The 22,321-nt window shown below is 54.1% G+C and carries 16 protein-coding genes and 1 tRNA gene; 16 read left to right on the forward strand and 1 reads right to left on the reverse strand.

The annotated features are described in order from the left end of the window. The first annotated feature begins 297 nt into the window (after positions 1 to 297). The 15 genes from NTX59_00390 (at position 298) to NTX59_00460 (ending at position 19,782) form a co-directional block, all read left to right on the forward strand. Positions 298 to 1,596: an MlaD family protein gene (locus tag NTX59_00390; GenBank protein ID MCX5784125.1), complete on the forward strand. Its 1,299-nt coding sequence runs from the start codon at positions 298 to 300 to the stop codon at positions 1,594 to 1,596. Positions 1,597 to 1,598: 2 nt separating this feature from the next. Further along, positions 1,599 to 3,023, forward strand: coding sequence for a DNA repair protein RadA (gene radA, locus NTX59_00395; protein ID MCX5784126.1), 1,425 nt, complete (start codon positions 1,599 to 1,601; stop codon positions 3,021 to 3,023). 125 nt (positions 3,024 to 3,148) lie between these two features. Beyond that, a complete protein-coding gene (locus NTX59_00400) occupies positions 3,149 to 4,159 on the forward strand; it encodes a PIN domain nuclease (GenBank protein MCX5784127.1) in 1,011 nt (336 codons plus the stop codon). 129 nt (positions 4,160 to 4,288) lie between these two features. Beyond that, on the forward strand, positions 4,289 to 5,497 hold the full coding sequence (gene ispD, locus NTX59_00405) for a 2-C-methyl-D-erythritol 4-phosphate cytidylyltransferase (GenBank protein MCX5784128.1): 1,209 nt from the start codon (positions 4,289 to 4,291) through the stop codon (positions 5,495 to 5,497). Then, positions 5,494 to 6,021, forward strand: a complete 528-nt coding sequence (locus NTX59_00410; GenBank protein ID MCX5784129.1) for a hypothetical protein — start codon at positions 5,494 to 5,496, stop codon at positions 6,019 to 6,021. The genes ispD and NTX59_00410 overlap by 4 nt, the downstream gene beginning before the upstream one ends. 1 nt (position 6,022) lies before the next feature. Further along, positions 6,023 to 7,432 (forward strand): cysteine--tRNA ligase, encoded by a 1,410-nt coding sequence (cysS, locus tag NTX59_00415; protein ID MCX5784130.1) that lies wholly within the window; start codon positions 6,023 to 6,025, stop codon positions 7,430 to 7,432. Then, on the forward strand, positions 7,429 to 8,421 hold the full coding sequence (locus tag NTX59_00420) for a phosphatase PAP2 family protein (protein ID MCX5784131.1): 993 nt from the start codon (positions 7,429 to 7,431) through the stop codon (positions 8,419 to 8,421). Before cysS ends, NTX59_00420 begins: the two co-directional genes overlap by 4 nt. 63 nt (positions 8,422 to 8,484) lie before the next feature. Next, positions 8,485 to 8,558, forward strand: a tRNA-Gly gene (locus NTX59_00425). 463 nt (positions 8,559 to 9,021) lie between these two features. Beyond that, entirely contained in the window at positions 9,022 to 9,975 is a 954-nt protein-coding gene (locus tag NTX59_00430) for an MBL fold metallo-hydrolase (GenBank protein MCX5784132.1), read from the forward strand. A gap of 244 nt (positions 9,976 to 10,219) precedes the next feature. Further along, complete coding sequence (locus NTX59_00435) at positions 10,220 to 10,849, forward strand: hypothetical protein (GenBank protein MCX5784133.1); 630 nt, start codon at positions 10,220 to 10,222, stop codon at positions 10,847 to 10,849. Positions 10,850 to 11,291: 442 nt separating this feature from the next. Next, the gene (locus NTX59_00440; GenBank protein MCX5784134.1) at positions 11,292 to 13,598 is read left to right on the forward strand and encodes a hypothetical protein; all 2,307 of its coding nucleotides are present in this window, start codon (positions 11,292 to 11,294) and stop codon (positions 13,596 to 13,598) included. Between the two features lie 67 nt (positions 13,599 to 13,665). Continuing rightward, entirely contained in the window at positions 13,666 to 14,982 is a 1,317-nt protein-coding gene (locus NTX59_00445; GenBank protein ID MCX5784135.1) for a hypothetical protein, read from the forward strand. Between the two features lie 388 nt (positions 14,983 to 15,370). Then, complete coding sequence (locus NTX59_00450) at positions 15,371 to 17,656, forward strand: hypothetical protein (protein ID MCX5784136.1); 2,286 nt, start codon at positions 15,371 to 15,373, stop codon at positions 17,654 to 17,656. A 366-nt stretch (positions 17,657 to 18,022) separates the two neighbouring features. Continuing rightward, positions 18,023 to 18,355, forward strand: a complete 333-nt coding sequence (locus tag NTX59_00455; GenBank protein MCX5784137.1) for a hypothetical protein — start codon at positions 18,023 to 18,025, stop codon at positions 18,353 to 18,355. A 392-nt stretch (positions 18,356 to 18,747) separates the two neighbouring features. Further along, the gene (locus tag NTX59_00460; protein ID MCX5784138.1) at positions 18,748 to 19,782 is read left to right on the forward strand and encodes a C1 family peptidase; all 1,035 of its coding nucleotides are present in this window, start codon (positions 18,748 to 18,750) and stop codon (positions 19,780 to 19,782) included. 89 nt (positions 19,783 to 19,871) lie between these two features. Here NTX59_00460 and NTX59_00465 read toward each other — a convergent pair whose 3' ends face one another. Further along, positions 19,872 to 20,732: a hypothetical protein gene (locus NTX59_00465; GenBank protein MCX5784139.1), complete on the reverse strand. Its 861-nt coding sequence runs from the start codon at positions 20,730 to 20,732 to the stop codon at positions 19,872 to 19,874. A gap of 207 nt (positions 20,733 to 20,939) precedes the next feature. On the opposite strand from NTX59_00465, the gene NTX59_00470 reads away from it, so the two are divergent. Next, on the forward strand, positions 20,940 to 22,298 hold the full coding sequence (locus tag NTX59_00470) for a hypothetical protein (protein ID MCX5784140.1): 1,359 nt from the start codon (positions 20,940 to 20,942) through the stop codon (positions 22,296 to 22,298). Positions 22,299 to 22,321: the final 23 nt, after the last annotated feature.

Here is a 22,321-nt window from a genome sequence, read left to right on the forward strand (position 1 = left end):
CCGCGACGGTGAGGACCGTTCAAGTCTGAAAGCATTGTCTTTCAGACGCGTTCCGGAGCCGGCGGAAGACTTCAGGATTCTTCTTTAAAACCCGGTCCCGGAGCGCGCGGGGAAAGCGCCGGCGCCCGTTCCCGCAAGATACGCGGGCGTCAGGGTGCCTCATTGCGGAAGTCGGGTCGGCCCGGCTGACGCCGCAGCTGACCCCGTTTTATCCTGTAAAACCGCTGCAAAAATTGCTATTTTATATACTGGGCCGTAATATAGATATCATTCGCTGGCCCGGGTTAACAGGAAAGCATGAACGGCGAGATGAAAGTGGGTTTGTTCGTGTTGGCGGGCGCTATCCTTTTCAGCACCGCCATATTCCTGCTTGGCGACTATTCTTTCCAGCGTTTTTATACCATTAACGCCGAATTCAGCGATGTGGCCGGACTTCCGGACAAAGCCGCCGTCAAACTCTCCGGCGTTGAAGTCGGAAAGATCAAAAAAATATTTTTAAAGAAAGAGAAAGTGATAGTGGAGCTGTACATCAGGGAGGGCGTGAAAATTTACCGCAACGCGCACTATCTGGTGGGCTCAACCAGCGTAATCGGTTCCAAATTCCTTGAGATAGACCAGGGCACTCCCGGTTCCGGCGTTGTGGAGAACGGGGAAACCGTGCTTGGCGAAAATTCCCTGCCGCTGGACCGCGCCATGACCAGAATGATAACCGACCTGCAGGGGCTGATAAAAGATGTGCGCGGCAACGGCAGCCTGACGCGCAACATCAACGAAATCATGACTAATTTGCGCGAGGCAACGGCCAACTTGAACGAGCTGCTGGCCGATACCCAGCCGCATGCCCAGAGAGTGATGGAGCGCCTTGATTCTATCACCGCCAAACTTGACGACATGCTTACAAAGACCGACGCCATAGTGGATAAAATAAACAGGGGGGAGGGCACCGTGGGGGCTTTGGTGTCCGATAAGCAGATGAAGGAGAACGTAACCTCCACCCTTAACAACTTAAAAGACGCCAGCGCCTCGGTAAAAACCGTCGTGGGGCGCATAAACGGCTTTAAAACCTATTGGCGCTGGAATTGGGAATATGAGCCCGCGGCCAATGCCTCAAGAAGCGACTTCGGGATCAGAATTTATCCCAGGGACGGCCGCTACTATTATGTGGGCGCCGCCAATATCGTAAACATAAAAGACCGGGTCCGCGGCACGGATTATGAAACCAGAAACACCGTGGACGCGCAGATGGGCTGGGAGCTGAATGGCTTTGACCTGTACGCCGGCGCGATAAGCGGCTCGGCCGGCGGCGGAGTGCGCTGGCAGCCTTTCTATTACAATTCCAAATGGGATAAAATAAGCCTTATGTTTGAGGCTTCGGAATTTACCCGCAACCGCGTTATAAAACGCAGGTTTTTCAATACTCCGCGCTACGACGCGGGCGTGAACGTCGCGTTTAACAAATATATCTCGGCCGCCGTGCGCTTAAACGACCTGACCGAGGTAAAGCGGCTTGATTACAGCACCAGGATAGCCTTTGAGGATAAGGACATCTCTTATCTTTTAGGGTTCCTCAGCTTCGGCGGGAGCAGCAAAAAATAGCTATGAAACTGAGAACCATCTATCGCTGCCAGGAATGCGGCCAGGCTTCCGCCAAGTGGCTGGGCCAGTGCCCGGCCTGCAACGGCTGGAACACCCTGGTGGAAGAGGCCGAAGAAGTGCTTTCAAAGGCCGCATGCAAGTCGCGCGGGCTGACCGAATTCTCAAGCGACCCGGTAAAACTTTCACAGGCGGGCGCGGAGAAACACAGCTCCATCCCCACCGGCATAGCGGAACTTGACAGGGCGCTTGGGGGCGGCCTGATAGCGGGCCAGGTGCTGCTGCTGGCGGGGCCGCCCGGCATAGGAAAATCCACTTTAATGCTTGAAGCCGCCAAGGCTCTCGCTTCGGGCGCTTTTAAAGGCGGCGAACTGTTGTATGTCACCGGCGAAGAATCCGTTTCGCAGGTGGGGTCAAGGGCCGCGCGCCTCGGCGCCGTGGCGGACAATGTGTACCTGATGGCCGAGACCAACCTGGCCAAAGTGCTTGAGGCTTTCAATAAAATAAAGCCGGCCGCGCTTATCATAGACTCCATACAGACCATGTACCACCCGGATTTTGTGGGCGCGCCGGGTTCCGTGGGCCAGATACGGGAGTGCGCCTCGGAACTGCTGAAAACGGTGAAGGCCAAAGGGGCGCCGCTTTTTCTGCTGGGCCATGTGACCAAGGAAGGGACGCTCGCGGGCCCGAAGGTTTTGGAGCACATAGTGGATACCGTGCTTTATTTTGACGCCGAGAAGAACAATGTTTACAGGATACTGCGCCCCCATAAGAACCGTTTCGGCGCGATAGATGAAATAGGTATTTTTGAAATGGGGGAAAAAGGCCTTAAGTCCGTGACGGACGCTTCGGCTCTTGCGGCTGAAACGAACCGCGAGCGCGCGCTGGCGGGCCGGGCTTTTTCAGTGGCTTTTGAAGGTTCCCGTCCGATACTTGCCGAGGTGCAGGCGCTGGTTTCAAGGTCTTATTACCCGTTCCCCAGGCGCACCGTCACCGGCATGGATCTGAACCGCGCGCAGGTGCTGATGGCCGCGGCGGAAAAAAATGTCGGCCTGCGCCTGGACAACATGGATGTTTTCGCCTCTTTCCAGGGCGGGCTTAAAATAAAAGACACCGCGCTTGACCTGGCTTTCTGCGCCGCGCTCATCAGTTCGGCAAAAGATATAGAACTGCCGGGGGATTGTCTTTTTATGGGCGAGGTAGGCATACTCGCCCAGACCGCGAACCCCGGTTTCATGGCCAGGCGTCTGGCCGAAGCCGAACGGCTGGGTTTTAAAAAAGCTTTTATTCCGAAGCCCTCCGCCAAAGAGTCCGCGAAGTTTAAAAACCTCCGGCTTTTTCCTGTGGAGGATCTGGACGGGCTGAACTGCGAGTTGGCGAAGTTTGTTCCCGCCGCTAAAAGCGCGGCGGTGGATTGCCATAAGCCGTAAGGGCGCCGCGCCCGCCATAAGCCGTATGCCAGAGGCCATAGGCTGTTAGGAGCTTGTTGTTAGCTTATGGCATATGGCCTAAAGCATATGGCTGTTGGAAAGTTGCGTTGCTAAAGGAGAAAAAAATGATACTTTGGATATTCAGGGTTATAGCTGTGGTCGGCACTCCCGTGTTTACCTATTACACGGTTTCAAGAGACCTTAAGGGAGCGGTGTTCGGCTTTTTTATCGGTCTGGTCATTATAGGCATTGAGCATCTGTTCGAAAGCGTAAGCCTGTTCTATCTGATCGTAGGGATCATAGGCGCGGCGCTGGGCATTATTGCTTCAAAGCTGCTCGATTACACCGTGTTTCAGATAGAAAACGACAATTTCAACCGGATTTGGCTGATGTATAACGGCATTGTCCGGTACGCGCTGGCGCTGCTTGGCATGATGATCTGCGTCAATAAAATACCCGAAATCGACGACCTGGACAAGAATATCCTCTCGCTCGGGAAGCGCTCAGGCAGGAATATGAAGGTGCTCGACCTGTCGGCAATTGTGGATGGGCGGGTGATCGACATCTGCGAAACACATTTCATAACCGGCTCCGTGATCACGCCGCGTTTCGTGGTGCAGGAACTGCACGCGCTGGCGGAATCGGGCGAGCCCATAGCAAGGGCCAAGGGCCGCAGGGGGCTGGATATCCTGGCGCGTTTGCAGGAGTCAAAGGAAATACTTTTCCGCGTGATAGACCGCGACGTAAAAGAACTGAACGATAATTCCCTTAAAATCGTGCGTATAGCGTATGAGCTTGGCGCCGCTATCATTACCACGGATTTCAATATCAATAAGCTGGCCGCGCTTGAAAACCTTGTGGCCCTGAACATTAACGATCTCTGCATAGCGCTGAAGCCGGTGGTGCTGCCGGGAGAAGATATGTCGGTGTTCGTGATGAAAGACGGCAAGGAAAAAGAACAGGGGGTCGGCTATCTTGACGACGGAACCATGATAGTGGTGGAGGACGGCCGTGATTTCGTGGGTAAAAAAGTGGATTCCACCGTGCAATCCATCCTTCAGACCTCACAGGGCAGAATAATATTCGCAAGGGTAAAGGGCTCGCGAAACCCGGCAGGACCCGGGAACCGACAGTAACTGCTCAGGTAGCCAAGAAGCGGAATTCAGTAGCCAGCAGACAGTAGTCGGAATGAGGACGACAGAGAAGAGAAAGGTTCTACATTCTGAATTCTGTCTACTGAGTAATAACGAAGAATAAAGAATACGATGGCGAAGAAAAGCGATAAAAAGCCGCCAAGCCGCCAAACCGCCAGGCCGCCGGCAACCGCTCTTATTCTCGCCGGGGGCACGGGTTCGCGCATGGGCGCCGATAAGCAGTACCTGAACCTGCTCTCAAAGCCCATGATAGAATGGACCGTTTCCGCTTTTGAGGACAGCGGCCTGTTTTCTGAAATTGTCCTTGTTCTCAGCCCGGAGAACATTAAGAAGCATGGCGACTGGTGGAAGAGCAGGGGCGTGAAACTGGCGCCCTCGGGGCCGAACCGCACGGCCTCGCTTAAAAGCGGTTTTAAAAAAGTATCCGCGAGCTCCGCGGTTGTGGCCGTGCACGACGGTGCCCGCCCGCTTGTGAGCCGTAAAGTGATAGCCGGATGCCTCTCGCGCGCGCTAAAAACCGGCGCCGCCGTGCCGGGCGTGGCGCTCAAAGACACGGTTAAAAAGCTTTCAAAAGACGGTAAAACTTTTGAGGCCACGCTTGAGCGCGCGGCCTATATGGCGGTGCAGACGCCGCAGTGCTACAGGCGGGCGCTGCTGGCGCGGGCGCTTAAGGCGTCCCGGCCGCAAAGGGATTATACCGACGATTCCCAGCTGCTGGAAATCCTGGGCGTAAAGCCAGCCGCGGTGGTTTCGGAATATTCAAACCTGAAAGTCACAACGCCCGAGGATCTGATAGTAGCGGAGGCTCTTATGAACGCAAAAGAAGCAGTTAAAAAAACGCAGCCGCGTGCCAGGTTCGGCTTCGGCTACGATATACACCGCCTGGCCGGCGGCAGGCCCCTTATAATGGGCGGCATAAAGCTGGATTATCCGAAAGGCCTGCTTGGCCATTCCGACGGCGACGTGGTGCTGCACGCTGTCTGCGACGCGCTTCTCGGCTCAATAGCGGCCGGCGAGATAGGCGTTTATTTTCCGCCCACCGACCTTACCATAATGGGTATTTCAAGCGTGAATATAGCCGAAAAAACCCTTGAGATCATGCAGGCTAAAAAAGCCGAAATAGTCAATCTGGATGTGACCATAGTGGCGGAAGAGCCGAAAATGAAGCCTTATTACGACCAGATAAGAAAATCGCTCGCTAAAATTTTTAAGATCGAGATCGAAAGCGTGAGCGTGAAAGCAAAAAGCCGCGAGGGCCTTGGCGAAGTGGGCCGGGGCGAGGCCATAGTCTGCTACGCCGTGGCAAGCGTGGTTAAATGATAATGGACGGCAGCGGCAAGCCGAAGAAAGCGGAAGAAGGTCGGGAAAAGCGAAAGAAGGCGGCGGAAATAAGGAAAATTCTTTCTTCGGAAACCTTCAGCCGCGTTCCGTCGTTTTCAGCCGCGGCCCTTCGCTTTCCGTTGTTTTCCGCGGCTTTCTTGTGTTTTTTTTGCGCCTGCGCCGCGCCGGGACCTGGCGCGCCCGCCTCCGCGCGGGAGCGGGCGGTGGTTTTTCAAACCCGAAGCTACGCGCTCTCTAAGATCTCCGACCCGGAACTTGAAGCCGCCCTGCCGGATTTTGTGGCCCAAAGTTACGAGTCCGCTTTAAAAAGCTCGGCGGACACTCCGGCGGAGGCCGGTTTCAGCTACACGCTCTCCCCCAGGGGGGCGGTCAATCCTTTTTCGGAAGTGGAAGTATCGTGTGTCATAAGGAAAAAATACGCTTCCCGCTACGGCGCCGAACTCTGTTCCGCTTTTTACTCGGCCCTGGATAAGAAAATAAAAAACGCTTTAAAAAACAACTGATATGGACTTGACCGTTTACAACACCCTGACCCGCAAAAAAGAACTGTTTAAGCCTTTAAAGGAAAAGGCCGCCGGTATTTACACCTGCGGCCCCACGGTGTATCTATTCGCCCATATCGGCAACATGCGCACATACGTCTTTGAGGACAGCCTGGTCCGCGCCCTGAAGTTTCTCGGCTACAAAGTGAAGCGCGTTATGAACATCACCGACGTGGGCCACCTTACTTCCGACGCCGACACCGGCGAGGATAAGATGGAACTGGGCGCCAGGCGCGAAGGCAAATCCGCCTGGGATATAGCCAAATTCTACACCGAGGCCTTTTTTAAGGATTACAAGGCGCTCAACTGCCTTATGCCCGACGTGCTCTGCCCCGCCACGGAATATATTAAAGAAATGATAGAGCTGGTGCTCGAGCTTGAAAAAAAAGGCTTTACCTACCGCATAGGCGACGGCATATATTTTGACACCGCTAAGTTGCCGGATTACGGCAAGCTTGCCGGCAAAAGCCATATAGAAGGAATACAGGAGGGAGCGCGGGTCGAGGCTAACGCCGAAAAGCGCAACCCTCACGACTTCGCGCTCTGGAAATTTTCAACGCCCGGAGAGAAAAGGCAGATGGAATGGCCGTCTCCGTGGGGAACCGGCTTTCCGGGCTGGCATCTGGAATGCTCCGCCATGGCTATGAAACACCTGGGCGGGACCATAGACATCCACTGCGGCGGCGAGGATCACGTGGCTATACACCATACCAACGAAATAGCCCAGTCCGAAGCCGCCACCGGGAAGCCCTTCGCCAGGTACTGGATGCACGGCAGGTTCCTGGTGATGGGCGACACCGGAAAAATGTCCAAATCCGCCGGCGGATTCCTTACCGTTTCAACACTGCCGGAGAAAGGCTACGACCCACTGGCTTACCGCTATTACTGTTTCCTCACCCATTACCGCAAGCAGCTTGAATTTACCTGGGAGGGGCTTGAGGCCGCGGCGCGGGGCCTGGACGGCCTGCGCGCGCTGGCCGCGAAGCTGAAGGCCGAGGTTCAGGGAGAGCCTCCCGCGGCGGACAGGAGCGCTAAATATTTCAATGATTTTGAAGGGGCGCTGGCCGACGATGTGAACCTGCCGGAAGCGCTGGCCGGCCTGTGGGACACTCTTAAAAACGTCTCAATACCCGCGCCGCAGCGGCTGGCTTTCGCGGTTGCCGCGGAAGACGTGCTGGCGCTCGGCCTTTTTGCCGCCGCGGAGCGCCAGGAACTGCCGGCTGAACTGGCCGCCCTCATAAAAGAGCGCGAGGCGGCGCGCAAGGCCAAAGATTTTAAACGTTCCGACGAACTGCGCAAGGCGCTTGCCGACAAGGGCGTGCTGATAGAAGATTCCTCCGGCGGAACAAAGTGGAAACTGGCGCGCGGATGAGTAAAAAGCAGGGTTTAGCATATAGGGGGGAGAGGATAGGGGCGGTATTAGCCGCTTTTTTTATACTCTTTTCTTCGGCGGCCTCCGCGCAGGAAATCTCGTCGCGGACATATACCCTTAAAGACGGCTCCTCCCTTTCCTACGCCGAACCGGGACTTTTTAAAACACTGGGCTCGGCTCCGGCAGACTTCGGCGCTTTTGTTGCGGACAGCTTTAAAAAAGAAAAGCTTCCCTGGCTTGCCGCCATAACCGCTTCCACGCTTGTCCTGATGGAATACGACCGGAAAATATACGACCATACCCGCAAACTCGGCAAAAAAATCGGTATCTCAAGCGAGGACAAAAGCAGAACTTTTATTAAAATTGGCGGTATGTCCATCCTGGACGGGCCGACCGACGCTGGCTCGGCCATGTATTTTTTGGGCGACGGCTGGGTAGCCCTGGGCCTTTTCGGCGGGTTTGAAACTTACGGCCGGCTCAAAGGCGACTGGAGAGCGCGCCAGACAGGCTATCAGCTGGCCGAAGGACTGATCGTTACCGGCTTTGCCACGCAGGCGTTAAAGCACGTTACCGGCCGCGAGGAGCCGGGCGCCGCCGCGGCGCCGCGCGCGGTATGGCGGTTTTTTCCGGGTTTTGGCGCTTTCAGCCGTCACCGTTCCCGCTACGACGCTTTTCCCTCGGGGCACATGGCCACCGGCATGATGACCATCACGGTCATAGCTGAAAATTATCCGGAAAAAAAATACGTGAAGCCTGTCGGCTACACACTGCTCTGCGCGCTTGGTTTCCAGATGATAAACAACGGGGCGCACTGGTCCAGCGATTACCCGCTGGGCCTGGCGGTCGGCTACGGCGTGGGCCGTGCCATAGCTTACGGGGGGCGCACCGCGGCCCGACGCGCCGGGCCGAAAGATATTTCGGCTGTTAATGTCACTCCGTATATTTCTCCTGAAGGGGCGGCCGGCGCGGCTATGACTTATAAGTTTTAAAAAGCGGTCTTTTTTTGATAAAATATCAAAGCGCCTGAGGTGTAAGGCGTTGTAACGGCAAATGCGGGCGTGGTTCAGTGGTAGAACGCGACCTTGCCAAGGTTGAGATGTGGGTTCGATTCCCATCGCCCGCTCCAGTTTTAGTTAGGCCATCCCTTCAGGATGGCCTTTTCCATTTAATCCGGGGCGATGGGAATCTTCCTTATGGGGAGAGGTCGCTGCCGCTCCATGTCGCCCGCTCAAAAATTTTAGGCATCCTTTTAGGATGGCCTTTTCCATTTAATCCGGGGCGATGGGAATCTTCCTTATGGGGAGAGGTCGCTGCCGCTTCATGTCGCCCGCTCAAGAATTTTAGACATCCTTTTAGGATGGTCTTTTCATTTAATCCGGGGCGATGGGAATACGGTGACACAATACCTGTTTACCTGGAATTAAGTATCATCTCCCCGAATTACCCAATAAATTCTGCTTTTGTGCGATATCCACCAAAAGCCTATGGGAACATAGGCCTTTCGGCCCTTAAAATACGGAACCTAATGAGTTAAATTATTATTGCAGGATAACACCCTGAAAAAAGGCGGCGTTGTTTATTTAGCTTTCATGAAAATAAAAAACCAGATAAGCGCAATCGCGAACCTGAAAACTTTATTTGCCGCTGTTGCCCTCTCTTCGGGACTTCTTTTCTCTTCGCTTGGGGCAAATCTTTTTGCCGCCGCTGCCTTCGATTCTCTCACAACTCTTGCCCCCCTTGACACCGTTGCCATCCCTGCCGTTCCCGCTCTCAGCCCTCTTAAGCCCGCGAAGGCCCTGAACGCGTACTTCATAAGTGTCGGCCAGGGCGATGCCGAATACATAGAGCTGCCCAACGGCCAAAATGTACTTATAGACGGCGGCCCGAATCCTTCAACCCCGCTTTCCCAGTTCCTCACTCAGCACAATGTTACAAAAATTGATTATGTGGTGCTGACACACCCTCACTTGGACCATTACAGCGGGCTTGATTACGTTTTCAGCCATACGAAGGTAAGCAATTTTTATGATACGCGTGAAGATAACACCGGCACCGCCGGCGCGAAAACTTTGCGCGACAAAATAAGCGGTATGGGAGTTAAAGTTTCGTATCCGGCGCCGGGAGATAACCTGAACTGGGACCCCGGCGAAGTTAAGGTGAAAGTGCTGAACAGCTGTCCCACTCCCGGGGCCAGCAATTCGGGCCCGGTACTGAATAACTGCTCTATTGTGCTGAAGGTAACCTATCATAACAAATCCATTCTCTACACCGGGGATATGCAGTCGGATGTGGAAGCCACACTGGTATCCACCTACGGCAGCCAGCTGCAGTCGGACGTCCTTAAAGTGGGCCATCACGGCAGCAACACGGCCACCAGCTCCGCTTTCCTGAATATGGTAAAACCGAAATACGCGTATATTGAGGTCGGCGCTGGCAATACTTTCGGTTTCCCCGCGCCGGTGACCTTGTCCAATCTGCAAGCCGTCGGCGCGACCGTTTACCGGACCGACCTTAGCGGTACGCAGGAATATGTCATCAGGTAAGATAATTAGCTTTACAGGATCTGTGAACTTTGCTATAATAAACTTATAGCAGTATCGGGTAACACAGTGGTTTCCGTATCTTACAAGCTGCGCGGGTATCCTTAAAGACCTATTACTACCCGAGGCAGTGATGTCCTTCCCGGATAATATTTGGAAGGCGCGTTAAGTTTCCCCCACCTATAACGGAACTTAGCACAAAGTATCGGGAATATAATAAAAAATTATATTTCGGAGGCTTCTTGCTATGAAAAAAATAACTAAGTTCGTTTCGTGTATCACATTAATCACCCTGTCCGGCTCCGCTTTCGCGCAGTCCGGCGTCGGCAATTCCGCGCTTGAGACCGTTATCGCCAATACCGACGCGCAGCTCGCGCCGGCGATAAACGGCGCCCTGAAAAAATACCAGGCCGTCACGCTTCCCGCACCTTCCGCAGCACGGGCCGCAGCCGGAAATATTCAGCTTACCGATATAACCGAAAAATGCACATACCAGGGCGAAGTCGTTTCCTCGTATCCCGGGATATATAAAATGATCCACACTGAAGAAAATTCACGGATCATAAAGGTATTCCGTTTTATGGACCCGAAAGGGATAGAACGCAGGATAGAGGTTTATTTCACCGGCGGGGACTGGATGCAATTCGGATTGACCTATTTCGTGACGAACGCGGGACAGAATAAAGACCAGGCTAATGCGTATTTTATGACCGACCTTTCCACCCCTGACCGCGAGGAAGGCGCTATAGCTCCCAGGATCAATCCTTTTGATTCCCAGAAACTCGCGGAGTTCATCGCCGCCGATTTTCTGGATACTTACGGGAACGTGAGGCCCGTATTTAACAGCATAGCCGCCGCACCCGCTTCCGTAAAATAACCTTAAGCCGGAAAACCAACTCCCAAATAGCCGACCCACCCGGGCCTGCCCCGCCCTTTTGGGCTGACCGTTAAATCCAAAAGAGCGGGACCTGCCCCGCCCTTTTTCTCAAAAAGGGCCAAAAGGCCCGCGGGGCGCCGTCTGATCATATAGAGCTCCCGCCCCGTCACCCGCTTATTACCCTAAAGGAAATCACAGAGAAGAAAAGCCCGCCTATGGCGGCGCCTCCAATAAATAGTCCCGCCGCCTGGCGCAGGTGACGGAACCATAGGTTTGGACACATTACTTACCGTAAGGCCTATACATAATACCTATATCTATATGGGTCTTTTTTGCGCGGAATCAGGGTATTAAGACACTTTTGGGGTTTTACTCCAGGCGCTATACTATTGATATGGCAACAGAGATAAATTCCAAATCCGCAGTGAAGGAGCCAAAAAGCATGAAGTCATTATATATCCTTATTTGTTCTTTCCTTATATCAGTTTACGGCAGCGCGAACGCCGCGGGAAAATATGACGCTTTTGAATCACTTACAAAAGAGGCCCGGGGACTTGGAGCAGCCGAAGCCGCCCCCGCGGTATCAGCGCCTGAAGTCCCAACCTGGCAGTCGGAGACGGTTGAGACCCCTGGCGCCGGTGAACAGAATTTCTGGGATGACCTGTATGACAATGTAATGAAGAAGGATATCTGCGAGAACATACTGCATCAGATCCCTCCCGTAGAATACGGCATGGAACACGGCCTCGGAAACGCCTACGGAGCCGACATAACCGGCACTGTGACAGGCTCCGCGAACCGCAGGTTCCACAGATATGCCGACAAAACGCTGGCGCTGGTGGACGAAGCCAGCCTTAAATTTGAGTTCGGCGCCGAAAAGACCCTCCTTGATCTGTCCGATCTGTACGAGCTGCCCGAGAACGCCGGCGCGGCGATTTCGATAACGGGCGGCGTAAGGCTGGAAGGTTCCTCGATGGTCATCCGGCCGCTCGGCGGGACCAAAGCCTGCAAAGAGCTGCCGCAGATCCTCAATGCTTTCACATATAAGACCGTTCTTCCTTTCAAAGCCGAGCGGTTCGCGGCGATGCAGAACGGGGAAGTCTGGAAGATCCCCGTCGTCCTGTGGGTCGGCTTCAGCCCCACCGTGTCCGGCGGCTATGGTCCGGCAAGCGTAAGCGTCTCCTTCGGCGTGGAGAACCAGCGCCTTCCGACCATATCACTGGCCAAAATGAGCGACAAAGAGCTCCGCGTCCGCCTCCGCATAGACCAGGCCAGAATAATTTCCTATGGCGCCTCAGTGGGAGTCACAATAACCCCCGTGGTGACCGGCTTGGACAACCTGAGCGGCGCGCTTACCTCGCAGCTCGGGAATTTCGCCGGAACGGTGGCGGCAAATGCGATAGCCAAGAGATTTGAGGAATACACCTACGCGAGCATGGGCATTTCGCATTCCAACACCAAAGGCAAAAGAGTGCTCCTGGAATTCGTCCTCAACCCCCAGAACAAGGGACAGATGGATATCCTCGTTAAACTGCTCACGAAAGGCGAACTGAGCAATATAGGCGCCCTGGCGAAGCTGGCACTTGGAGTGAATTTACTGCCCGGCCACAACAGCACGACCGATGAGACCGAGCTTCAGGCGATGCAGGCCGAGTGGAACCAGAAACTCGGACTTCCGCCCACCTACTCCGGGCAGAACGGCTACAAGGAATCAGCGACTGAGTTCACCATCCACGTTCCCGTGATAACTGACTATTCCCACACCCACACCCATAATTACCAGACCGTGCATACCCCGGGCTCGAATGAGACCCTGCATGTCCATCAGCAATCCAGGGAAACCGCCCATGACCTGATCCACATCCCCTTCGTGGGCACGGTGGCCAGGCATAACACCGAAAGGGAAGTCACTGTGTTCAACAAAGAAACTGACGGAAAGGTGTCCGCCCCCGTGATGGTATACGAGCAGAAAGAAGGCGAGATAAGGCACACCAAAGAGTCGGCCCGCGAGATGCTGAACAGCGTCAATGAAATAATGCGCTTCGTGGGAACGCAGGGCGAAGGCGGCAGTTCAACCGCCGCCATACCGTTGGACGCCATACAGCCGACCCAGGGCCCCGATTCCACCGCGGACGGAGAGAAGCATTATAAAGCCACCTTTATGGCGTTCGCCATAAATTTCAACGAGAATGCGGTAGCGAACATAATAGCCGCTCCCGCGAACATTCTGATAAAAGCGTTCGCGAACTCACTTGACGAGGCTTCCCGCGCGATCATGACGAAAGTCCTGTCGGTATCCACCATCGGGGCAGACGGCAAGATAAAGAACAAGCAGAGCGACCTTGAGAGGGTACTCGGCGCGAGCCTTAGCGCCGTTGGCGATAACCAGAACAACAGCGTGATGAGCCAGATATCTTCCTTCTGCCGGACAGCGACGCAGCTGGTCACGGATATTATAAAAATACGCACCGCCGGGGACTGGAAGGCCCAGGCCAATATGCTCTCAAAGGTCATATCGGGCGGCGGCAAGTGCGATCTGAAGTACGAAGCAATATTGAAAGTGCTGGTCCAGGTTGTAAGCCCCGGCGATGTGTCTGCCGAACTGCTGTACCAGGCGGAAAAGAAGGCCGGAGATAGGAACGATATTTCGGTGCAGTATTCCTATAACGCCGACAATCCGTCCTTCGCCAGCGTGGATGGAGCTAAAGAAACCATGGACCACTACGAATCCAGCCAGTTGTCAGACTAAAACCTGCCCCGGAACCGCAGCCGAGCAAGGCTGCGGTTCCTGACGGGTTGAAATAAAGGGATAAAACATGGCAAAGCGATCAAACAACTTGTTAATAGCAGCAACCCTGCTTTTTGCAGTATCAGGCATCCTGTCCGCGGCTGATTTTGAAAAAGACATAAAAAACACCGAAAACTTGATCGCCGGCTACAAAGCGGGCTCAAGGCTTGAGCTTCCGGTCGTGGCCCCTGTCCCCGCGCCGCCGACGCCTGGGTCGGGCACAAAGTGGTATAGCGTGACTTTTTTCGGCTCTACTCACAAGTATATCGCCAAAGCCGCTCTTAAATTCATGGATAGGGGTGCTTTTCCGGATATGGCGGCCGCTAAAGATCTCCTTGTTGAAGGCAGCGAAGACGAAAGCGGGCATACGAACAGCACAATGAACGGCGGCCCGGTCCGGGAGATATGGTTCGGCAATACCCCTTTCAGCAAAGGCGGAGTGCTTTGGAACTATGAGCATTTTAAATTCCCTGAAGCTTACTCCCGGCTTGGCACTATCTGCCATCTCACGCAGGATCAGGGCGTTCCCACGCACGCGGCCAATATACAGCATGGCATAAGCGACAGTTTTGAGGGTTTTTACGGCAGCGACGTGAAAATTTCCGTCAAACGCGATAACGGGGAACTGGAGCCCTGGGAATATTATCAGGCTCTTCAGGATGAGACCCGCAGCAAGCTTCCAGGATGGACAGACCCTAAAACCGGCCTGCAGTACTGGGTAACGGCGCCTGACGCTCCGCCTTTGGGCCAGGATGTGACTTACGGACCCTGGGGGCATTACGGCGGCCGCAGGGGTTGGGATATGTATGCCGTGCCTCCTCCGAATAATAACAATAATTCGCACGGCAATAACAATCAGCCCTGGACCACCGCGCACCCTGAGATACGCTTAGAACAGCTTGCGGTTTCCGGAGTCGCCACAGTGAGCGTGCTGGAATCCGCCTCAAAACGCCTGCCGCCGCTGGTGCAGAGCCTCTCGGTAAGCACGATTTCGGTGCAATCGGGCGGCAGGGAGAGCAGGGGATACCAGATAAATTTCAATATTTACGAGAACCGCTCGCCCAATGTTACTTATAAGATCAATGTGTACAGGGACGGTTCGTTTATCGGAACGGCCGTAACAGGCGCCGCCGCTCTTTATCCGCCTAAGGACGGCGGTATTATGTTCAGCGGGGCCATAACCGCCTATTGGTGGCACGGAGCGGTGAATTTCAAACCCCTGCCTGCCGGCAAGTATGAGCTGGACGTGCGCGTAATGGACGCGGACGGGAACACTACCCCCGAGGATGTCAACAATGATGATATCCCTGACAACGATACCAGGGCGGCGGTGGTGTTAAACTAACCTGAAAGTTTCAGTTGAAACTTTCCCTTCGCGGAGCTCAGGTGCGCTTCGCGCGGCATACACCCTCGAAAACCTGGCGCGCATTGCGCTTGGTTTTCGACCCGCTGCTGCGGGGAATCCTGCAATACTTCTGTTCACCTGATTTCTAAATGGAAACCCGGTTGAACTGCAGGATTCAGGCTAAGCGGTTTCTTGATTATTATGTAAGAAGAATTATGTAGTAAACCGGGCCCTTATCGGGCCCAGACCTAAGGACCTAGAAGGGCCCATACGAGGGCCCATAAATATCCTATTCCAAGGCCTACCTGTGCATGGGGCTAAAAATACCCCGCGGGTGGGCTTTTTGTCACTGACATAAACCTCGCCCGCGCTGTATACTATTTGCGTGATGAACTTTAAATCCTTATCCAAAATCAGTTTAGCGGCGGTAGCACTTTCGCTTTCCTCCAACATTGGAGCTAAAGCCTCTGACCTTGCCTTTGACGGCGCTTATCGCGGCGCCAGCCTGTTCGATTCAGTGCGCGAACTTAAGGACCAGACCAAGGACGGAACCGATGGCCGGGCGCCAGTCTCCGTTCCCGTTCCTTCCAGCGCCACCTCGTCCAACGAATTGACCAACTTCTGGGACAATCTTAAGGATGGCGGGATGGACAAGCTCTGCAAAAGCGCGCAGATCCAGCTTAATCAGAACTACACTGTCGCCAATGTGCTGGGCCTGGGCGGCGGTATTAAAAGATACCTGAAAGCTTTCCCCGATAACCGCCTGGCCCTGGTAGACGAGATAGACTTAAGCCTTAGCGCCTCCATCGGGACTGAAGTGCTGCAGGTTCCCAATGTCGGTGCGTTAAACGTAGGAATAAGCGGCGGAGTGGAAGGCAAGTCAGTTGTAGTTCGGCCGCTTGAGAGCACCAAGTACTGCAAGGAACTGGGCACATTGGTAAAGCTTTATGAAATGAAGACCGTGCTCCCCATAACCGCCAAGCGCATAAGCAGGATGGAGAACGGCGAGATCTGGAAGTTGCCCGTGGTGGTGCGCTACAGCGTTAGCGGCGGGATAGGAGCCATGGCCGGCCAGGCGGTAAATATCTCCATAGGCGCCGGCATAACCAGAGAGCGCAAGCCCGCGGTAAGCCTTTACAGAATAGACGACAACAATTTAAGACTGCGCCTGAGGATAGATCATGTGAAGGTAACAAGTGTGGGTAATTCCGCCAATACCGTTGAGATTCCCGCAGGCGCCATCGGCCTGCTGACCGGCGAGGACCTTATTTCCAAGACCGTGGACCGCACGCTGGCGAGCGAGATCAACAAGATGATAGCTTTCAAGCTGGCCTGCAGCTACGCGCATACCCGCGGCCAGAAACTGCTGCTTGAGTTCTACATCAACCCCAATGACCCGGAGCAGGTGGAAAGGCTCGTTCAGTTCGTGCAGGGCGATCTGAGTACCATCCGTAAGTTCATCGAGATGGGGCTGAAGTTCGACACTTTCTCCGAAGACGCCAGCGGGCAGGCCGGGGTGGGCGACATAGATCAGCTGGCCGCTCAAGCCGGTTCGCAGGTGAACGCCAATGCCACCTTCGCCGGGTCCGACCATTATGACGGGAACAGCCACAACTTCTATATAAACGTACCCGTCATTCATTCGCACCAGAAAACCTGGTCTTCCACCTATCATCGCTACCAGTCGCTGAATAACGACGGCAGCACCATACATGTGCAGCAGCAGACCCGGATATCCAACGGCGATTCCATAAACATTCCTTTAGCCGGTACGATGATAAAATACAATTCGCAGAAAGATGTTTATGTGGTGAATAAAGAAGCGGCAAACGGCCAGGTTTCGCGGCCCGTGATGCTTTACCAGCAGTACGAGGGCTTCCTGCGCAACGGCGACGCCTCCGCCCGCCAGATGATAGACAAGGCCAACAATGTGCTGAAATACGCGGGCATGCAGGGCAACGGTGTAAATATGGACAACACGCTGCCTTCCGCGGGCATCTTCCCTCCGCTGCCGCCCCAGGAGCCTAATTACAACAGCGACAACAATCAGCCCGAGCCTTCAAAAACCTATAAAGCGGCCGTGATGTCGTTCAAGCTGGTGTTCACGGAAAAAGCCGTGCAGGATATTGTTTTCGCGCCGGCCCAGATGATAATGAAGTCCTTCATGAACGTGATGCGCGAAACCGAGGGCGAGATCATAAACAAGGTAATGGACCTGTTCACCATAGACAAGAAAGGCAAAGTGGCTTATGACTATGATGCCGTAAGCAAGCGCCTTGGCGTGAACGCCTCCGATTACAACAACGGCGATAATGGCACCAACCCGCTGGACATTGTCAGGACCCTGGCTTACTCGGCCACCAGGTTCATAGAGAAAATAATCAGCGTTAGGAGCGAATCCGGCTGGAAAGCGCAATCCGAGAAGCTTGCCAAAGTGGCCTCCAGCGGCGAGATGAAATACGAGGACTTTCTGAAAGTCGTCATCCAGATGGTGGATGTAAAGGACATCTCTTCCGAGATATTCGTCCACACCGACAAGCGCGTGGAGGGTGAAGCGGACATTACCCAGAACTACAATATGTTCAACAACCGCGAGAACGGCTTCGACAACACCATCTCGGACGTAACCCATATGAGGGAGCGGTTCGCCGAACCCACGGACCTGACGGACTAAAGGACAGCAAATAGCGAATGGCGAATAGCGATTAGGGAAGGAGTTTCTTCAGGTCCCAAGGTTTAAGGGGACGTCATGTGGTAAATGCCCTCCGGGGGACCGGAGGGCGGTTTTTTTGGCGGGACCCTTTCCAGGGGATTTACCCACAGTGCCTTTGGCCTGTCGCGGGCCTATGGCGTTGTCCGCGACTGGCGGACACCGCGCCGCGGTTTCCCCTACGTCTGAGGCACACCGTGCTTTGATGTCGACTCCTTCCCAACAGCTTAAGGGACACCACATAGTGGTTTCCCCTCCTACGCAAGCCCCGCCCTTTTGGTTTCGATGTATATATCCAAAAGAGCGGGGCAAGTATTGTATAGTATCTCCATGAAAAGAAGTCGTTTATTTCTGTTTTTATTGCCGTTCTTTATGGCCGCCTGCGCCGGCGGGGGGGATTACCTTAGCGGCTTATGCGGGCTTCAATGGCAATGGGTGGGGGTTGTGCTTTCGGTGGCTTCAAGCGGGTTATGGCTGGGCAAATCAATTCTCGCGATGTGCGATGAAAATTCCGAAGATAATCTGGTTTTTAACGCCGTGGTGCTGGGCGGCTTGCTGCTGCTGAATATTTACACCCTCAAAGACAACTTCACGCCTCTTCTTTCCAACAGCGTAGGCGGAGTATTCAGCGACACGGTATCTAAGCTGGGCAGAGGTTACTAGCCTATGGCTGTGCCGTACAGGCGCTATGTCCCGCTCTTTTGGGTTTACTATTCAGTCCAAAAGGGCGGGGCTATGCGCCTCAGACGGCCTGGCGAATCCGGTCTATTATTTACTGCAACTATAATATCCTGCCATTCTTCTTCATAAACTTCACTAAAGTCCGCCCCTTCCGGTAAATATCGCCGGGAACGCTGCCTAATGCCTTGGCGGGCATAACATACGATTAAGCCGTCAGTTTAACAAAAGGCCATTTTATTAAGCCGCCGCTCCTGGGTCAAAGGCCTCATGTAACTCATGGGTAAATTGGGGTAAACTTATATCTTAAACTTGGAGCGCTGCATGATAACGCCTGCCGCATCCAAGACTAAACAGAATAAGGAGCGTAAGAAAACATGAAGATGAAAAAAACGAAGAGGAGTATCGTTTCCGGAGCGGCTGTTCTTCTGATGCTGGGCATCGGCTATATGCCGGCTTTCAGCCAGGAAGCGGGGCTTACCGGCACGATAAACGAGCAGATAAGACAAATACAGGAAGCGATTAAGCAGAAAGGCGCGAAATGGGTCGCAGGTGAAACAGCAGTGACCAGGATGCCCAGGGATCAATGGGGTTCACTCGTCGGCTTGAATCTGAAAACCATGATCGGGGCGCCCGTCCTTACCGTTGAGAAAGGTAAAGTTCCCGCGGCCATTGACTGGAGAAACAATAACGGTAATTTCGTGACTCCCGTCAGGGACCAGATGAAATGCGGCTCCTGCTGGGCTTTCGGAATGACCGGCGCGCTTGAGTCTTATGTGCTGATCAACCAGAACAGGCCCGGAGAGAATCTGGACCTGGCCGAACAGATACTGGTTTCCTGCAGCGGCATCGGCTCCTGCCAGGGCGGAAAGCTCGACGGCAGTTATATAGTGAATACCGGCCTTCCGCTTGAAACCGCGTATCCTTACACCGCGACCGACGGAACCTGCGGTTCCGCCACCCCCGGCTGGGAAGCTACGGCCTATAAAGCCGACAAATGGGGCACTATCTCCTGGCCCGATGATGCCGCCATGAAAGCCGCCCTTGTTCAGTACGGTCCTATCCCCACCTCTATGATGGTTTACGAGGACTTTATGGCCTATAAATCAGGCGTCTACTCTTATACCACCGGCAAAAAGCTGGGCGGCCACGCTATCATCCTGGTCGGTTATGACGACGCGGAGCAGGCTTTCATCTGTAAGAACAGCTGGACCGAAAAATGGGGCGATAAGGGTTACTTCAAAATCGCTTACAGCGAGGTGTACAACTTCATGGCGACCATGTTCGGTATCCAGACCATCGCATTCCAGTCCAACGCGGCCGGAAAAGCGTTGCCTTCGAGCTTCAACGCCGACAAAGCCTGGATGAGGGTTCAGCCGATGTTCGAATCGCTGCAGAACGCTCGCTTCTGAATTGTCCGAGATACATTCTGAAGAAAGAACAATAAAGGCGGGAGGGCGTAAAACCCTCCCGCCTTTTTCAATTTTGAAGAAGCGGCGGTTTAGTGTCTGGGAATGATCTGGAATATGCTGGCGTCAATAAGATAGATGGCCGAGTCTTCTCTGTTTTCCTCGGCATTGCCATAGACGGCGGCCAGATTTACGGCTTTTTCCAGATGCTGGCGGTATATATTCAGGTTGGCCTTCGTCATGCGGACGGTCTGCCTCTTCATGGCGGCGAGGCTGGAATCCGCCAGCCACATGTTCCAATTGTTGCGCAGCGCGACCCTGATAGCCGCGGTCGCCGGCGTCCAGGGCAGCAGCTGGATAATTTTTCCCGTAAACCGGCCGCGCGCCTTATCCTTTGAAAAATCAACCAGCCCTCCGGAAGCCAGCGCTTTGAGAGCCTTCCTTATCGCTTCCGGCTTAAACTTGGTCGCGTCCGACATTTCCCGGACCGTGACCCAGCCCGCCGTATCGGCCAGGTAGCTCTGGCAGATGTGCGTCACCATATCCCGTGTGCGCAATTTCCACTGCTCCAGTGTAAGGTGGACGCTGAGCTGCGAGAGCGCTTTATGGGTTGCCGCTTCAGCCAGGTCCCTGCTGGGCAGATCCACTCCGGCAGAGGCCGGGGCTGACAGGGTATGGAGCAGTTCATCGGAGCCTGAGAGCGCCTTGAAATAAGCCCGGACCAGTTCCTGGGCCTTGGGGGAATACTGCGCAATACCCAGAGAGGCCATGATCGCCTTGAGGCGCCAGCTCTTGGGTAATTTCTTGCCTCGTTCCATATCCCAGTAGCTCATGAAGGAAAGCCCCAGGCTTTTGCTGCCCCCGACGCTCTTGAAGAATTGATGGGCGCTTGAAAAGCCCTGTTCTTTCCTGATTTTAGATAGAACACTGCTGAATGCTTTGGCGTTATTCATATCCCGATTATACCATATCGGTTAAGCCATAGGCTTAACCAGGGGCGTTTTTGATAAGCCGCCGCTCCTGGGTCAAATAACACGACGGCTCTGGTTCTTCGGCCTCAGGCGATTCAGCGGCCAACGGAGTAAACTTATACCATGAGGTTTTAAGGTTGCACGGCAAGCCGCATGCAAGACGAAACCAACTAAGGAGAGTAAGAATATATGAACAAATCAGCATATGCGGCGGTAGTCATGAAAAAAACGATCTTATCCGCAATAACCTTCCTGTGCATGGCTTCCGGCGGGTTTGCCGGCGGTTTTAATCTTGATTCCGTTTCCATTGCGGACTTGAAGGATTCGGATAACGTTTCCATCGCCGTCATACCTGCTCCGGCCGAGCCGGTCGCTTCCATTCCCAAGGACCTCAAAACGGCCCTCGCGCTGGATCTGGATATGAGCGTAAAAATCCCATTTTCCGAGCTCAACAAGCGGATGGTCGGCTTAGCGGCTATCATGAAAGTTTTGGACCAGTCTAAGCCGGTGCTGTTCCGCCAGGGCGACCACATCGTTTTTACCAACGTAACCGTCGACTACAAGGGCATGGATATCGAACCGACCATTTTGATCAAACCTTCATTTGAAGGGGAGAACCGCCTGGCTATACGGTTCACTAAAGCGGACGCGGATGTGGCTTTAGGGCCCAAAGGGATGGAGAGCCTCAGCAAAAGCGGCCTTATCGCCGGCATGTCGGTGCCTCCTTTCTCGCGTATCCAGCAGGTAAACAAAGACGACCTTATAGCCGCCATAGCCGACGGCCTGACCGCCAGCATGATCGAATCCATGGACGGGTCTTTTGCCGCCAATAAGGTCCGGCTCAGGGCGAAGGACGTGCTTTCCTTCACCTATGACAAAGCTTCCTGGACCCTGCGCGCCGCGATCAAGCCTGATTTCGTGGCCCCGCTTCTGCCGGGCCTTGTCAGCAATGTCAGCCTGACCGCCTTCAGCTTTGACGACACAGGCTTTACCCTGGGAGTTAAAGCCGGCTCCGGCGCCGCCATAGACCGGCTGCCCGGTTACAACCTGGCGCTTTCGGACGGCCTGCTCACTAATTTTCTGCGCAAGTGCGCTGAAGGCGGAGATTATGACCTGGCTCCGCAGGACTACGACGGGGGGGTCAGATTTCGCGCCGACGGCCGCGTGGAAGTGGCTTTTAAAAACTCCATGCGGAACTCGACTTATGTAAAGCTCGATGTTTACGCCACTATAGAATTTACGCCTATCCTCACCGCGCCTAACACTATCGCCATCCGTTTTGAAAAAGTGACGGTTGATAAAGCTTATGGTTTCGGTATTCCCGGGAAGCTTAACGATATACTGCAAAGCAAAGTGATCGCCATGATGGTGAATAACGTTATGGCCAATAAGGACCTTGCCCAAACTATGGCTATCAGAAAAGTGGATGGAAACACCGTGGAACTTAAACTGAAGAACAGCGCCTTCCTGCCCTCCTTCGGCAAGGGAGTGGTGATAAATAAAATGAAGATAGAGCGGGGTCTTATGTACCTTGGATTTGAGTTTTAAGCCGGTGAAACGGAGATGAAATT

This window comes from Elusimicrobiota bacterium, from assembly GCA_026388155.1.
In the GTDB taxonomy this organism is placed as follows: Bacteria; Elusimicrobiota; Elusimicrobia; order Elusimicrobiales; family UBA9959; genus UBA9634.

What these genes read in the sequence shown, in the direction of transcription:
- NTX59_00400 (MCX5784127.1), top strand. Translation starts at nt 3,149, where the DNA reads ATGATACTTTGGATATTCAGGGTTATAGCTGTGGTCGGCACTCCCGTG.
- NTX59_00435 (MCX5784133.1), top strand. Translation starts at nt 10,220, where the DNA reads ATGAAAAAAATAACTAAGTTCGTTTCGTGTATCACATTAATCACCCTG.
- NTX59_00450 (MCX5784136.1), top strand. Translation starts at nt 15,371, where the DNA reads ATGAACTTTAAATCCTTATCCAAAATCAGTTTAGCGGCGGTAGCACTT.
- NTX59_00410 (MCX5784129.1), top strand. Translation starts at nt 5,494, where the DNA reads ATGATAATGGACGGCAGCGGCAAGCCGAAGAAAGCGGAAGAAGGTCGG.
- NTX59_00470 (MCX5784140.1), top strand. Translation starts at nt 20,940, where the DNA reads ATGAACAAATCAGCATATGCGGCGGTAGTCATGAAAAAAACGATCTTA.
- cysS (MCX5784130.1), top strand. Translation starts at nt 6,023, where the DNA reads ATGGACTTGACCGTTTACAACACCCTGACCCGCAAAAAAGAACTGTTT.
- NTX59_00460 (MCX5784138.1), top strand. Translation starts at nt 18,748, where the DNA reads ATGAAGATGAAAAAAACGAAGAGGAGTATCGTTTCCGGAGCGGCTGTT.
- NTX59_00455 (MCX5784137.1), top strand. Translation starts at nt 18,023, where the DNA reads ATGAAAAGAAGTCGTTTATTTCTGTTTTTATTGCCGTTCTTTATGGCC.
- NTX59_00390 (MCX5784125.1), top strand. Translation starts at nt 298, where the DNA reads ATGAACGGCGAGATGAAAGTGGGTTTGTTCGTGTTGGCGGGCGCTATC.
- radA (MCX5784126.1), top strand. Translation starts at nt 1,599, where the DNA reads ATGAAACTGAGAACCATCTATCGCTGCCAGGAATGCGGCCAGGCTTCC.
- NTX59_00440 (MCX5784134.1), top strand. Translation starts at nt 11,292, where the DNA reads ATGAAGTCATTATATATCCTTATTTGTTCTTTCCTTATATCAGTTTAC.
- ispD (MCX5784128.1), top strand. Translation starts at nt 4,289, where the DNA reads ATGGCGAAGAAAAGCGATAAAAAGCCGCCAAGCCGCCAAACCGCCAGG.
- NTX59_00420 (MCX5784131.1), top strand. Translation starts at nt 7,429, where the DNA reads ATGAGTAAAAAGCAGGGTTTAGCATATAGGGGGGAGAGGATAGGGGCG.
- NTX59_00430 (MCX5784132.1), top strand. Translation starts at nt 9,022, where the DNA reads ATGAAAATAAAAAACCAGATAAGCGCAATCGCGAACCTGAAAACTTTA.
- NTX59_00465 (MCX5784139.1), bottom strand. Translation starts at nt 20,732, where the DNA reads ATGAATAACGCCAAAGCATTCAGCAGTGTTCTATCTAAAATCAGGAAA.
- NTX59_00445 (MCX5784135.1), top strand. Translation starts at nt 13,666, where the DNA reads ATGGCAAAGCGATCAAACAACTTGTTAATAGCAGCAACCCTGCTTTTT.